Here is a 14790-nt window from a genome sequence, read left to right on the forward strand (position 1 = left end):
TGTGATATCAACACAAATATAATCACAGATATTTTTTATATAGTTCGATTTCAAAAATTTCGACTTATATGAAAATGTATTCAGAGAAAGTTAGATCCCCGACTTATCAAATAAGTCGGGGATTTAAAAACCGCTAAGTGTGCTATTATTCAACAAATTATTCCGGTCTATTACCAGAAAAAAGCAAATTTGTAACTTGCTCTAACACCTTTAATGCTGTTAATGAACCTCGAATTAGCCGAGTAGCTGCAAGCGGTTGTCTAAGCATTGCCATCGCTAAAGGGAAAGGGTTTAGGGAGCCATCAGAGTTAATTGCTGATGTGAGATCGGGGATATCGTGCTGACAATCGTCACTGACTACTCGCAGCATTGCCACGGCTACCCCACCCACCTTGAAAAACTCTAGGGCAGTAAATCCTTCCATATCAACAACATCAGCCGTCAAAGTCTCACCCAAATGAAGTTTTTCGGCAGCAGACCAAATCATGCGATCGCTAGTTAATGATTTGACTAATGATGCTTTCTCTGATATATAAGAGTGCAATTGTGCTGTGAAAGTGCGATCGCACTCTAGAAGCTTCCCTTGATAAATACAATCTTGATACAGCACAATATCACCAACTGTATAGCGATCGCTCAAGCTGCCACAGATACCCATAATCAGCACCCTGGATTTGGGAACTAAAAATTGTCCTTGGTGGAGATACTTAAGTAAGGGTTTCATCCCAACAGGTACAGCTACTACTGTTGGGATGGAACCAGTAACGCCGCTTAATCCGCGACAAACAGCTTTATATTCTGCTCCTTGAGGTACCAGAATAGTGTTGATGGGCAAAAAATTAGGCACTAGCCCTCTCACTCTCAATATTCTGAAGTTTGCGTTTGGGTATTAACTCAAGGGTACGGAGGGCGATGTTGGCTAGTCTGGGTAGTAATTGTGGTTGGAGTAGTCGGGGGTCATACTTGCTCATCCGGCGCTGATTTTCTACTAGACAAATGCTGAGAAATTTTTCTAGTGTCAGGTTTTTTGTAAAGATGTCAGTACCTGTGACAGCGAAGCCAGTTTTACTAGGATCATCATTGCCAAAGACGGCAATCAAATTACTGAGAGCTTTGCCGTATTGCCAGAGGGTTTTGGCGCTTCGTAATGGGATGAATCCCTGGCCACGATGAATTTGTGTATAGGTAAACCAGTTAACAAAAAAAACAATATGACGTGTTTCTTCATCTATGATGGGATCAAAGATAGTGAAAATGGACTCTGGAAAAACATTAGCTTCACGGGCGATTGCAAATAACCCGTAGGCAAAGAAAGTATCCAGACACTCTTCAAAGCCAAAACGCGTAAAGACTGGCTCGATATTTTGGGGAACTTGAATTGGTTGACGTTCTGGTATTTCGATGCCGTAACGGTCAATTAATGTTTGAAGTAGACGGGCATGGCGTAATTCTTCTTTACCTTGGAGAGCGATCGCACTTTGTAAAATAGGATCGCTCACTGTTACTGCGTAGCCACTAACTATTGCTCCAGCTTGTCGTTCTGTATCTAGAGCTTTCTCCCAAAAGGGAATACTGCGTAAGAAACTCAAGGCTGTATCGTCCAAATCTGGCCAGGGGAGAGACTCAGGTTCGTATTCCCTGTAGCTTTCGATAAAGCTCCGGCAGAATAATTCCTTATGCTCGACAGAACCAAGTTTCATCTTTGAAGTTTCCTTTTGTATTAAAGATTGGGTCATATCTGAGTGACAATAAATAATATTGCCGTTAGTAGTAACCAAAACTCGCAAACCGAAGGTGATTGCTGTAGCATGACTAAATAATTGTGTCACCCACACGATAATTTTCCAAGATGGTAAAGCTTCGTAACTCAAAATCTGCACGAGAAGTATTCAATATTTCCAAATTAGCGATTCAATTTTCGTGGCTGACGGTGAGTTTTTGGATTGCCGTAACTGTAGCTGGAATTCTGGCTTTCAGTTCTCTCAAGTATGCTTTGTTCCCAGATATTACCTTTCCAGTGGTGGTTGTGAATGCTACAGCCCCACTGACAACTGCTTTGGATACAGAGGCGAAGCTCACCCAACCCCTGGAAGAACGCCTCCGTTCCCTAGAAGGACTGGAGAATATCCGCTCATCAACCTATCCGAGTCAAACAGCCGTTGCCCTTTCTTTTGCCGTTGGGACGAATTTAGAAACATCAACCAAAGAGGTGGAAACTGCCCTTAAGCAGTTGACTTTGCCTCAAGGAGCAACTTCTAAAATTATTCCCCTGAACTTGAATGAGTCAGCCGCCATTAGTTACGCCATTGAGAGTTCCAAACGGAATCTCACAGATTTGACAAAGTTGGCGCAAGACGAGATTGTAAATGCGATCGCTAAACTACCAGGAGTCCTGAAAGTCTCACTGTTAGGCGGTGCGGCTGCAACTCCTCCCCTAAATCCAGCGAATCAGAGTGCAGCAGCCATTCCCCAAGCAGGCGCAACATTAGTCAGATTTAACGGGCAAGATGCACTCGCATTTCAGGTAATCAAACGCGGTAACGCTAACACCTTAGAAGTGGTGAGTCGAGTTGAGGAAGAAGTCCAAAGACTACGTTCTACCCTCAAAGATGTCAAACTCACCTTAGCTGCTACCCAAGCAAAATATATCCGCCAAGCCACCCAGTCAACTATTGATGCTTTGCTCGAAGCCGTCTTGTTGTCCATCGTGGTTATATTTCCTTTTTTATGGAATTGGCGAGCCACCCTAATTTCTGCCTTGGCGATTCCTACGTCTTTGTTGGCGACGTTTATCGTCATGGCAATTTTCGGTTTCAACTTAGAAACAATTACGCTGTTAGCTTTAGCTTTGGTGATTGGGAGTATTGTTGATGATGCGATCGTGGATGTAGAAAACATCATGCGACACATTGATGATGGGGACACTCCTCGCCAAGCGGCGCTTTTAGCAACCAATGAGATCGGATTAACAGTCACCGCCGCCACGTTGACAGCAGTAGCGGTTTTTCTGCCCATAGGTTTGATGGGTGGTGTAATTGGGCAGTTTTTCAAGCCCTTCGGCATCACTGTTTCAGCAGCCATGCTTGCTTCTATGCTAGTTGCTCGGACTTTATCTCCAGTTCTGGCTATTTACTGGCTAAAACCTAGACCCTCGCTCTCTCCGCGTCGAGAAGCAAGAATTTGGGTAGCATTTGCCCAATCTTACAGAAATTTGCTGAGTTGGTCTTTGAATCACCGGAAGATAGTTGTCGGGTTAGCTGTACTCAGTTTTATTGCAGGTATAGCGCTAATTCCACTAATTCCCAAAGGATTTATTCCCAAACTCGATCGCGGCGAATTCAATATTGCTTATACTGCTCCTTTACCTAGTATTCCCGATTTTGCTAGAGGCGCACAAGGAAGCAATATCCCCAATCCCCAGTCCCCAATCCCCAGTCCCCAATTCCCAATTCCCAATCCCTTAAACGATTCTCTTCAAGTTGCTAAAAAACTAGAAGATGTAGTCAGAAAATCACCAGCAGTTGAAACGGTATTTACTACTGTTGGTTCTCGTGAGGGTGAGCCGAATAAAGGCACACTATATATAAAGTTAAAGGAAGACCGCACAATCACAACTGGAGAACTACAAGACCAATTCCGCTCCACTTTACCTGTCCTTTCTGGGGTAACTACCAGTGTGGAAGATATTCAGTTTGTTGATTCTGGCGGTCAAAAACCTCTCCAAATAGCTTTGCGCGGTGACGATCTCCAAGCCTTAAGTAAAGCAGTCAAGGCAATTAAAGAGAGAATTCAGAGATTACCGGGATTTGCCGATGTCACTGTTACAGGTGAAACAAATCCTCAAGGTGAGGTATTTCAAATCGAGCGTCTGAATAATCAGCGAGTAGCTTATGTCAGTGCAAATCTTGGCAAAGGTCTATCTTTGGGTGATGCTACTGATAAAGTGGTAGCTGAAGCTAAGGCGGTGTTACCTTCTAATGTTTCGTTAAATTTAGGAGGAGACTCAGCTAGCCAAGGTGAAGTTTTTAGCAGTTTTGGAAGTACTTTGGCTTTATCTGCCTTGTGTATAGTTGTAGTACTAATTTTGCTGTTCAAAAGCTGGGTAGACCCTCTAGTGATTGGTGTATCTTTGCCTTTAGCACTGGTGGGGGCAATGTTGGCACTACTGATCACTAAGAGCGATTTTGGTATGATCTCACTGATTGGTTTTGTCTTTTTGCTGGGGCTGGCCAATAAAAATGCCATCTTGCTTGTGGATTATATCAACCAGTTACGCAATGCTGGCACAGAACGCACAGAGGCAATCCTCAACACTGGATTAGTGCGCCTCAGACCAATTATAATGACCACTGCCTCCACCATTTTGGGGATGCTACCGATCGCATTGGGTTTTGGTGCAGGTTCGGAATTGCGATCGCCTATGGCTGTAGCGATCGCTGGTGGACTCGTAACTTCAACTATCCTCAGCTTGATTGTCGTGCCGGTAGTCTACACTATTTTAGATGATTGGTTTCCCCGCTTTCAGACGAGAGAGAGAAGTTGATGCAAGTTTTTGTCACGGGGGGTACGGGTTTTATTGGTGCCCACTTGGTACGGTTGTTACTGAAAGAGGGTTACACAGTCAAAGCGCTGGTACGCTCAAGTAGCAATTTGGAGAATCTACGCGGTTTGGAGGTAGAAATTGTCAAAGGCGATTTGAACGATCCAAATCTCTGGCAGCAAATGAGAGGTTGTCAATATCTATTTCATGTCGCAGCCCATTATTCTCTGTGGCAAACAGATCGAGACTTACTTCACCATAATAATGTTCTGGGTACACGCAATGTCTTGGTAGCAGCTAATAAAGCTGGCATTGAACGCACCGTTTATACCAGTTCGGTTGCGGCAATTGGGGTAGGATCATCTGGTCAAGTGGTCGATGAAACATATCAGAGTCCCCTAGAAAAGTTGGTGGGGAACTACAAAAAGTCTAAGTTTCTGGCTGAACAAGAAGCGATGCAAGCTGTTGCCACAGGTCAAGAGGTCGTGATAGTCAACCCAAGCAGCCCTATTGGATCGTTAGATATCAAACCTACCCCCACAGGTGATATAATCTTACGGTTTTTACGACGGCAAATGCCCTTTTACTTGGATACTGGTCTGAATTTTATCGATGTGCGGGATGTAGCATGGGGGCATTTACTGGCTTTGCAACGGGGTAAGTCAGGCGATCGCTATATCTTAGGTCATCAAAATCTAAGTCTCAAAGAACTACTCGAACAACTTGCCGATATCACAGGTTTGATAGCACCTCAACGCACAGTACCCGCTTGGTTGCCCTTTACTGCTGCCTGGGTTGATGAAAATATTCTCGCACCCTTGGGAAAATCGCCCTCAGTGCCATTGGATGGCGTTCGGATGGCAAAACAACCAATGTATTACAATGCTGCAAAGGCTGTACGAGAGTTGGGTCTACCTCAATCTTCGCTAAAAGCAGCACTCAAAGATGCTGTGGATTGGTTTGTTGCTCAAGGCTATGTCAAATGAAAAATATAGCGATTTATGTGTGGATGAAATAGACAGTAGGGGCGCAAGACCTTGCGCCCCTAAGAAGGTTTGATGTTTTCCTGTGGTGTTTTTATAAAAGAGGAGCGATCGCAACAATGGCAGTTAATATACAACAAGCTATGGATATCGGGAAGTATCTGGTTACTCAGCGTTTGAAAGGACGTAAACGCTTCCCCTTAGTATTGATGTTGGAACCTCTTTTTCGTTGTAATCTAGCCTGTACTGGTTGTGGTAAAATCCAACATCCAAAAGAAATATTAAAGCAAAATCTCACCCCAGAACAGTGCTTTACCGCAGTGGAAGAGTGCGGCGCACCGGTTGTATCAATTCCTGGAGGAGAACCTCTGCTACACCCCCAGATTGATGAAATTGTTCAAGGATTAATTGAGCGCAAGAAATATATTTACTTGTGTACCAATGGTTTGTTGTTAGAAAAGAGTCTGGATAAGTTTCAACCTTCACCTTATCTAACTTTTAGCGTGCATTTAGATGGAATGCGCGAGTTACACGATCATTGTGTAGACCGCCAAGGTGTTTTTGATATTGCCGTCAAAGCCATTCGCGCCGCTAAAGCTAAAGGTTTTCGTGTCACCACTAACACGACTATCTTTGAGGGTACTAAACCCCAAGATATGCAAGAGTTCTTCGACTTTCTGGAAACACTAAATACTGACGGGATGATGATTTCTCCCGGCTACAGTTACGAGTGGGCACCAGATCAAGATCATTTTCTCCACCGCGAACAAACCCGCACCCTCTTCCGGCAAATTCTGGCTCCCTACAAAGCTGGTGAAAAAAACTGGAACTTCAATCACAATCCACTGTTCTTAGATTTTCTCACTGGTGAGAAGGACTACGAATGCACGCCTTGGGGTAGCCCTAGTTATAGTGTTCTCGGTTGGCAAAAACCTTGTTATCTGCTGAACGAAGGTTATTACTCTACCTTCAAGGAACTACTAGCACAAACTGATTGGAGTCAATACGGCCAGAAGAGTGGTAATCCCAAGTGTGCCGATTGCATGGTTCACTGCGGCTACGAACCCACCGCCGCAATGGATGCAATGCAACCGCAAAATATGGCGCGTGCCCTTGGCAGTGTGTTTGGTAGGAATTAATAATCAGGGGGAAAGGGGAAAAAGAAGCCCATATTTAAAACCTTGTTTTCACGCCTATCTTTTTAATCTCTCACTTCCTTGTCAACCCGCCTTGGAATTTATTCCAAGGCTAATAGCTCAATTCCTTTTAATGATGTAGATGTTGAGATAGGACTTACACAAACAATACAAAACCCTGATTTTCTAGTAGGGGTAATTCATGAATTGCCCCTACTGCATTTACTATTGCAGAAGTCATACTAGAGTTTGTATGTTATACCATTCCTTTGTGAGGCTGCGCCAAATTTTCTTTCTCTCTCTTTCTTTGTGTACTTTGCGCCCTTTACGGTTCGTTTTTTCTTATACTTCACTCTAAATATGGTTTAGTAGTTTTGTAGGTTTGGTGGAGTTAAACGCAACCCAACATTACCACCTTATTTATGTTGGGTTACGCTAAAGCTGCACCCAACCTACATAAATATATCTTTTAAAAAACTCTAGGTTTCAACATAGATGAGGTTTGATAACTAATATTTAAAAATAGCCTAGCGCTGGATTTTATCAATCTTTTTAATCACTATCCACTTAATTTACCTGGCTTTACTTGGAACACCAGTAAAGGCGAAAAACTGTTGTTCTTTAGGTGCAGCTAAACTTTCACCAAGGTAACGATGAATACCTACTCCCATGTCTCCGGTTGCGGTGAGTTTGAAGTTCACTTCTTCAAATCCATATTCACGGAAAAATTTACGCACAGTCTCAGAGTGGGGAATACCGTTAGAGTGTCCACGAGTCCAAATTACAAAAGCACCTTGTTTGCTCAGAAAACTCAAGTTCGCTAGCAAGCGATTGAGTTCAGCTTCATCTGCAAGATTGCCAAATACACCACAGACAATCACAATGCCTGCTGGCACTGCTCCTACATAGTTAGACGAGAGTGTTGCATCTCCATTGATAAACTCAATTTGTTTTGTCAAACCCAAGGATTCTATTGTTTCTTGTCCACGTTCAACTAGGTGTGGATTTAGCTCTACGAGTCGGGCATAAACATCTTTTGCCCGTGGGTGATTTGATAGCGTTCCTAGCAAATCTCGTCCATCGCCCGCGCAAACACTAACTACACGGATTAACCCTAGTTCGGACAAATTTAAGCTATGGGAGATATATTCCTGCACAATTTGCAAGCGTTGTTGCAATTTTGGTTCGTTCTTGTAGAGGTCGTGCCATTCAAACCAGTCTTTTACCATAAAAAGTAATTTCCGTTCCGATTAATCACAAGTTTGCAAAATTACAGACATACGTGTAGCTTAAAACTACGATAATTCTGTCGAGTAACCGTAGTTTGCCTTGAAGACAGACTATCATGAAAAATTCTCCAAAATCAAGTCTTTTTTCTTTATAAAGTTGAAAGCAGAGACGCGAAGAAATTGCACTTATTACCTTGTATGGATGCAATGTAGCCGTAAATATGCTGTGTGTCCGTGACGGAAGATATCAAGTAGCAAATACTACAAAAGTTCAAGGTACGATACCTGCGGCGGGCTACACCTACGTATTCCTTAAGGGATTTCCCTGAAAGAAATTTCCGGTATTTTTAGAGTGCCGAGAAGTTAAAACCAAAAAGTAAAGTTATGTAAAGGAAATTAACAAACATAACAATAATTTGTAATAAATAATGACGCGGCAGCATTGTATAAAGAGAACTTGGAAGTAAAAAACAACATCTTAATCAGGTTTTCCAGTCGTTCATAGAAGTTTGAAGTTTTTTAACAAAAGTTTTAATCTGAAAGCCTGGAGATCGTAAACTTATTTCGTGGATGTCTGTTTTAGACCTTTCGTAACTCGTCAGGCAGTGCTGACATCAAAAAAAGCTGAACCATTCAGTTTTGAGTCCAATTATTCTTAACCAAGCAAAGTAGGAGATTTAACGCAATGGTTTTAGATGCATTTGCAAAAGTAGTTTCCCAAGCTGATACACGTGGGGAATACCTCTCCGATGCACAATTGGATGCATTGAGTGAACTAGTCAAAGATGGTAACAAGCGTGCAGATGCTGTTAACCGTATTACCAGCAATGCTTCCGCTCTTGTTGCTGCTGCGGCTCGTGATTTGTGGGCAGAACAACCCCAATTGATCACTCCCGGTGGTAATGCTTACACCAGCCGTCGCGCTGCTGCTTGCATCAGAGACTTGGATATCATTCTTCGCTACATCACATACGCAATCTTTGCTGGCGATTCCAGCGTGTTAGATGATCGTGCCCTCAACGGCTTGCGTGAAACCTACTTGGCATTGGGAACCCCAGGAGCTTCAGTTGCTGTTGGTATTCAAAAGCTAAAAGCTGCTTCCCTAGCAATTGTTAACGATACAAACAACATCACCAGAGGCGATTGCAGCGCTTTATCAGCTGAAATAGCTAGCTATTTTGATCGTGCTGCTTCAGCAGTAGCTTAAGGCAAATATTGCTGCTATTGACTGAGATAACTGTCCATTAGGACAAAACAAAATTTCAACCAAATTTTTGTAAAAGGGAAATACCAAAAATGACAAAAACACCTCTAACTGAAGCAATTGCATCGGCTGACTCTCAAGGTCGTTACCTCAGCAGCACCGAAATTCAAGTTGCTTTTGGTCGCTTCCGTCAAGCGCCAGCTAGCTTACAAGCAGCAAAAGCATTGAGTGCTAATGCTCAACGCTTGACCGAAGGTGCTGCTCAAGCAGTATATAACAAGTTCCCTTACACCACTCAACAACAAGGCCCCAACTTCGCGTCTGATGCACGCGGTAAAGGCAAGTGTGTTCGTGATGTTGGCTACTACTTGCGGATTATCACTTATGCATTAGTTGTTGGTGGTACAGGCCCCTTGGACGATTTCTTGATTTCCGGCTTGGCTGAAATCAACCGGACTTTCGACCTATCTCCTAGCTGGTACATTGAAGCTCTCAAGTACATCAAAGCTAACCACGGTCTAAGCGGCGACCCAGCTGTTGAAGCAAATTCCTACATCGATTATGTAATCAATACTCTAAGCTAGAGTGTTTCTTTAGCCCGGAGAGGAAATCAGCTCTTATGACAAGTGAGTTCTATGAGTTGCTTACCTCTCCGGGCAGTTTTCTTTTCAAAAGACTGTTAAAAAACTAGAAAAAAATTTTCTAAAAAGTTTTCAGTTTTACAGTTAAAACTGAGGAGGTTTAAAGATGGCAGCTTTGGGACAAGCAGCAAGGCTAGGGATTGGAGTATTTGAAAACTCAACACCTGTAGAACTACGCCCCGATAGAACTGAAGCAGATGTAGCAGTAATTATCCGGGCAGCTTACCGTCAGGTTTTGGGCAATGCATACCTCCTAGAAGGAGAGCGTCTAGAAAGTGCAGAATCGCTTTTGCAGCAAGGTTTAATCTCGGTTCGGGGATTTGTGCAAGCTATTGCTCAATCGGAACTCTATCGGGACAAGTTTTTTTACTCCAACTCGCAAACTCGGTTTATCGAGTTAAATTATAAGCATTTATTGGGGCGTGCCCCAGGAGATGAGTCAGAGATTTCGTACCATGTTGAGCTTTACAACTCACAAGGTTACGAAGCTGAAATTAATTCTTACATTGACTCATTAGAATATCAAGAAAGTTTTGGCGAAAATGTTGTGCCCTACTATCGAGGCTTTAAAAGTCAAGTAGGACAGAAGAACGTTGGATATAGCCGACTGTTCCAACTGTATCGTGGTTATGCAAATAGCGATCGCGCCCAAGGACAAAAACAAGGACGGTTAACCTGGGAAGTCGCTAAAAATCTAGCTTCACCCATTTATCCAGTCTCCTCTGGAGCCTTAACCGGTCTTTCTACAGGTGGTCGTGGGGAAACATATCGCATCAGAGTGCTACAAGCAGCTTCCCCCAACTCAACTGTAGTGCGCCGTGGTACTGCGGAATTGATCGTACCCTACGAGCAACTGTCTAGTAAATTGCAGCAGTTGAATCGTAAGGGCAGTAAAGTTATTAGCATTACTGCCGTATAAATATGACTGGGGACTGGGGACTGGGGGCTGGGGACTGGTGGTTGGGAAATGGGAAAAGTTTTCCCAATACCTAGTACCCTATCCCTAATCCCCAGTCCCCAATTACTAATTACAAAAGGAAAATTACCAATGGCTATTACAACAGCAGCGTCCCGTCTAGGAACGGAACCTTTTAGCGACCAATCTCCTGTAGAATTGCGTCCCAATGCAAGTAAAGAAGATATAGAGAGAGTAATCGCTGCCGTCTATCGTCAGGTGTTGGGCAACAACTATATATTGGCATCTGACCGCCTTACAAGTGCTGAATCTATCCTGCGCGATGGAAAAAATACAGTGCAAGAATTTGTGCGTCAAGTCGCCAAATCAGAACTGTACAAATCCAGGTTTTTCTACGACAATTTCCAAACTCGCGTTATCGAACTGAACTATAAACATTTGTTGGGTCGTGCCCCTTATGATGAGTCTGAAGTGGTTTATCACTTGGACTTGTACCAAAACAAGGGATATGAAGCCGACATCGATTCTTATATTGATTCGCCAGAGTATCAATCTAGCTTTGGTGAAAATATAGTGCCTTACTATCGTGGCTTTAACACCCAAACAGGACAGAAAACTGTAGGATTCAGCCGGATATTCCAACTTTATCGCGGCTATGCCAGTAGCGATACTTCCCAACTCAAAGGCAAATCCTCCCGCCTTGCTGCTGAACTAGGTCGCAATAGCGCATCTGTTGTTGTTCCTCCATCTGGTGCTTCTTCAGGTTTTTCATACGTTGCTTCCGAAAAAGGCGTTACCCCCAACAGTACTTTTGGTGGTGCGGGAACATTTGGTAAAGAAGGCAGACTCTACCGTATTGAAGTGGCAGGTGTTTTTGGTGCCGGTTATCCTAGCACACGCCGTGTCAATCAAGCGGTGGTAATACCTTATGAAGAACTATCTAGTTACTTCCAGAGAGTGGTAAAACAAGGTGGTAAAATAGCTAGTGTGAAACCGCTTTAGTGTCATTTGTCAATAGTCATTAGTCATTGATTAATGACTATTGAAAACTTAAAATTTGAAATTTGGAAGTGATTTATGGTTGGACAAATTAGTAGTAGAAATAGTAATCGCTCCTTCCGATATGAAGTAGTAGGTTTGCGCCAAAGCGAAGAAACCCAAAAAAACAACTATCCGATTCGCTCTAGTGCCAGTGTATTTTTCACAGTGCCTGAAAACCGGATGAATCAAGAAATGCAGCGAATTACTCGCTTGGGTGGCAAAATAGTTAGTATTCAGCCATTAAACGCTGAAACAACAAATAGCGAACAAAGTGAGCATCCTTCTTCCTAATGAATTCCAGTCCACAGAAATTTGAAGATTTATCCGCGACAGGTGATAATGCCGATGGTGGATCTTTAACAGTAGAACAAGCGATCGCAAATCTAGAAAGTGAAGATTTAGGTTTGCGATTTTATGCTGCTTGGTGGTTGGGTAGGTTTCGCATAAGTGAACCAGCTGCGGTTACAGGACTGATCAAAGCTTTAGAGGATAAAGCCGACAGAACACCAGAAGGCGGATATCCTCTAAGACGGAACGCAGCTAGAGCCTTGGGAAAACTAGGCGATCGCCAAGCAGTCTCACCTTTAATTACGTGTTTAGATTGCTCAGATTTTTATGTGCGCGAAGCAGCAGCACAATCTTTGGAAATGTTAGGCGATCCGGTTTGTATTCCCGCCCTGATCAAGCTATTAGCGGTAGGTTTACATGGAGAACAGCTTGTCTCACAGCAACCTGATTTATCTCAACCCTACGAAGCCATTTTAGAAGCCTTGGGAACCTTGAGGGCGACTGAATTCACCTCTTTGGTAAAGCCATTTTTAGAGCATCCAATTGAATTGGTGCAATATGCCGCCGCACGAGCAATGTATCAATTAACCCAAGAACCAGCTTATGGAGAACGGTTGGTAAAGGCTTTGGCGGGTGAGCGATTGCAATTGCGTCGAGCAGTGTTAGCAGATTTGGGAGCTATTGGATATTTACCCGCAGCAGATGCGATCGCACAGACTCTTGCTGAAAATAGCCTGAAACTCATTTCTCTCAAAGGATTACTAGAACATCAAGTCAATCACACAACACCAACCACTTTGTCAGAAGATGCGATTAAAGTGATTAATTTGATGGACTCGCTATTGTAGTCATAAATTCTAAATAATAAGTTCTTATTAATACGTTACAAAAAATGCTTCCTATACATAAATCCCCAACCCAACTGCAAAATCAGGGTTAGGGGGTTTATGTATTATGTCAACTACGGATAACTTAAGCTACAATTGGCTGACGGCTAATTACTCATGAAAAATTGTTATGAATAACAGCGATCTTGCCCAAATATTGATCCGTGCTGTACAAGAAGCAGATTCGTCAGAGCGCTTAGTAGACGCAGTTCAAGAGTTAGCAGCAGCCGATATAGAGGAATCTGTTCCCACTCTAATTGCAGCTTTGGGCTACAACAATCCAGGGGCGGCGGTGGCGGCAGTGGATGGACTAATTGCGATCGGAGAAGCCGCAGTATCGCCACTATTGGAACTAATTGATGACTATAACTATGGTGCTAGAGCCTGGGCGCTTCGTGCCTTAGCAGGAATTGGCGATGTTAGGGCGCTAGATACCTTGTTGGAGGCAGCAAAAACCGATTTTTCTTTAAGTGTAAGGCGGGCAGCTGCTAGAGGATTAGGCACTTTGCGCTGGCATCAAGTACCGCCGGAGAAAGTAGAATCTGTTCAGACTGAGGTATTAGAAGCACTATTATTAATTTCTCAAGATCCAGAATGGGTAGTCCGTTATGCAGCAGTGACGAGTTTAGAAACATTAGCTATTGCAATAGCAGTTACTTTACCCGATCAAGCGTCGCGGATTACAAATCAACTTCAGCAAATGCTTGATACCGATGCCGATCTCGGAGTTCGCACCCGTGCCAAGTTTGCACAAGAAAAAATTCAGCCGCAACAACATCAAGAAGTATTTGCACCGAAAAGAAAGTTACAAGACACTGAAGTTGAAGTGCCTCACCGTGGTGGTGGCAGACGTTAAACAATTCAAAATTTCTAGCGATAGAAAAATTCGACTTGGCGGTTACAAACCTCGTGTAGACGAGGTTTTACCCGCTTGTGCGGGCTAAAAATAAATGGCTTAACCCGTTGCTAATTTTCTCTTAGTTCAAGTTCAAGTCGCTGGTCTTTTTTTGTAGCCACGTTCGCCCTTGTTGTACCGGAGGCATCATTCCATTCACTGCGACCGTGCTGTAAAATTAATCAGCCAATAAAGACTGAATTTCTGCCTGGATATTGCCACGGGCAGAGGGTTCGGCGAACTCTAACATTAAAGGCGTAAAATAGATATGCGATCGCTGCAAAAATCGTTCTAAAACTTTCTGACGACCCGTGATATAGTCCTTCTCTGGAAGCCAGCCATATTCCTGGCGAATAGCATGGGCGTATTCTTCATATTCCACTGAGTTAGCAGCCAAAATCGCTAAATCTGCATCAATTAGAACTTGGCTATCACAGTCATTCACCGCAGCTTGGTGGTCTTTAGTATTCAAAATGAGACGCGTAACAGTATTTATAGTACTTTCTGGAATATCTAAAGTATTCAGCAACTCAAAAGCATAGTCTGCGCTTCGTTCTTCATTATCTTTAGCTTCAGTGTCATACACTACATCGTGAAACCAGGCAGCTAGTTGAACAGCAGCTAGGTTATTGGTGTAGCCTTGTAAAATCTGAATTGTGCTGAGAACGCGATCGATGTGTTTTAGTGTATGGTAGTAGCGACTAGGGATAGAGTAAGCTGCAACCAACGAATTAAAGGCTTTTTCAGCCGCTACCTGGTCAACACCAAAAAATTGGAGTGTATGTTGCCAGTTAGAAAATAAAATATCCATAAAGTTTTCTGTAGGCATAGAGTGAGTATACCCATTCTTAGTATTGGAAAAGATAAGTACATCCTGTTCAAACCACAGAGGGAAGATGCAATGAGAGAAAAAGCTGGAAAATCCTTCCCTTCTGCCCAATTATCAGTGTTATTCAAAATTCTGCTTGTTAAAAGCCACTACTTAGAATTCTCTTGCTGTCAGACTTAAATTGCAACTTGGCAAACCATT

14 protein-coding genes are annotated in these 14790 nt (G+C 43.1%); 10 read left to right on the top strand and 4 right to left on the bottom strand.

Going from position 1 to position 14790, the window contains the following annotated elements; translation table 11 throughout:
* Positions 1-157 precede the first annotated feature (157 nt).
* Both GNF10_RS08785 and GNF10_RS08790 read right to left on the bottom strand, forming a co-directional pair.
* Positions 158-847 carry a phosphorylase gene (locus tag GNF10_RS08785; protein ID WP_185585753.1) on the bottom strand — a complete coding sequence of 230 codons (690 nt, stop codon included), beginning with the start codon at positions 845-847 and terminating at the stop codon, positions 158-160.
* Entirely contained in the window at positions 840-1880 is a 1041-nt protein-coding gene (locus GNF10_RS08790; protein WP_311774140.1) for a ferritin-like domain-containing protein, read from the bottom strand. The genes GNF10_RS08785 and GNF10_RS08790 overlap by 8 nt, the downstream gene beginning before the upstream one ends.
* Here GNF10_RS08790 and GNF10_RS08795 point away from each other — a divergent pair.
* The 3 genes from GNF10_RS08795 (at position 1850) to hpnH (ending at position 6662) form a co-directional block, all read left to right on the top strand.
* Positions 1850-4543 carry an efflux RND transporter permease subunit gene (locus GNF10_RS08795; RefSeq protein WP_185585752.1) on the top strand — a complete coding sequence of 898 codons (2694 nt, stop codon included), beginning with the start codon at positions 1850-1852 and terminating at the stop codon, positions 4541-4543. The two genes, GNF10_RS08790 and GNF10_RS08795, sit on opposite strands and share 31 nt — an antisense overlap.
* A complete protein-coding gene (hpnA, locus tag GNF10_RS08800) occupies positions 4543-5526 on the top strand; it encodes a hopanoid-associated sugar epimerase (protein ID WP_185585751.1) in 984 nt (327 codons plus the stop codon). The genes GNF10_RS08795 and hpnA overlap by 1 nt, the downstream gene beginning before the upstream one ends.
* 116 nt (positions 5527-5642) lie before the next feature.
* Complete coding sequence (gene hpnH, locus GNF10_RS08805) at positions 5643-6662, top strand: adenosyl-hopene transferase HpnH (protein WP_012411559.1); 1020 nt, start codon at positions 5643-5645, stop codon at positions 6660-6662.
* Positions 6663-7231: 569 nt separating this feature from the next.
* Here hpnH and GNF10_RS08810 read toward each other — a convergent pair.
* Positions 7232-7888, bottom strand: coding sequence for a class I SAM-dependent methyltransferase family protein (locus GNF10_RS08810; protein WP_185585750.1), 657 nt, complete (start codon positions 7886-7888; stop codon positions 7232-7234).
* Between the two features lie 685 nt (positions 7889-8573).
* Between GNF10_RS08810 and GNF10_RS08815 the strand changes: the two genes are divergently transcribed.
* From GNF10_RS08815 to GNF10_RS08845, 7 genes are all read left to right on the top strand, one after another.
* A complete protein-coding gene (locus GNF10_RS08815) occupies positions 8574-9095 on the top strand; it encodes a phycocyanin subunit beta (protein WP_012411561.1) in 522 nt (173 codons plus the stop codon).
* Between the two features lie 89 nt (positions 9096-9184).
* Positions 9185-9676 (top strand): phycocyanin subunit alpha, encoded by a 492-nt coding sequence (cpcA, locus tag GNF10_RS08820; RefSeq protein WP_012411562.1) that lies wholly within the window; start codon positions 9185-9187, stop codon positions 9674-9676.
* Between the two features lie 163 nt (positions 9677-9839).
* Positions 9840-10652: a phycobilisome linker polypeptide gene (locus GNF10_RS08825; protein WP_185585749.1), complete on the top strand. Its 813-nt coding sequence runs from the start codon at positions 9840-9842 to the stop codon at positions 10650-10652.
* A gap of 129 nt (positions 10653-10781) precedes the next feature.
* Positions 10782-11651 (top strand): phycobilisome linker polypeptide, encoded by an 870-nt coding sequence (locus GNF10_RS08830; protein ID WP_185586153.1) that lies wholly within the window; start codon positions 10782-10784, stop codon positions 11649-11651.
* Between the two features lie 75 nt (positions 11652-11726).
* Positions 11727-11981 (top strand): phycobilisome linker polypeptide, encoded by a 255-nt coding sequence (locus tag GNF10_RS08835; protein WP_185586152.1) that lies wholly within the window; start codon positions 11727-11729, stop codon positions 11979-11981.
* Positions 11981-12826 carry a HEAT repeat domain-containing protein gene (locus GNF10_RS08840; RefSeq protein ID WP_185586151.1) on the top strand — a complete coding sequence of 282 codons (846 nt, stop codon included), beginning with the start codon at positions 11981-11983 and terminating at the stop codon, positions 12824-12826. Before GNF10_RS08835 ends, GNF10_RS08840 begins: the two co-directional genes overlap by 1 nt.
* 169 nt (positions 12827-12995) lie before the next feature.
* Complete coding sequence (locus tag GNF10_RS08845; RefSeq protein WP_185586150.1) at positions 12996-13721, top strand: HEAT repeat domain-containing protein; 726 nt, start codon at positions 12996-12998, stop codon at positions 13719-13721.
* 217 nt (positions 13722-13938) lie between these two features.
* On the opposite strand, the gene GNF10_RS08850 is transcribed toward GNF10_RS08845, so the two are convergent.
* Positions 13939-14589 carry a hypothetical protein gene (locus tag GNF10_RS08850; protein ID WP_185586149.1) on the bottom strand — a complete coding sequence of 217 codons (651 nt, stop codon included), beginning with the start codon at positions 14587-14589 and terminating at the stop codon, positions 13939-13941.
* Between the last annotated feature and the right edge of the window lie 201 nt (positions 14590-14790).

It is taken from the genome of Nostoc sp. UCD121 (assembly GCF_014222285.1).
Lineage (GTDB): Bacteria > Cyanobacteriota > Cyanobacteriia > Cyanobacteriales > Nostocaceae > Nostoc.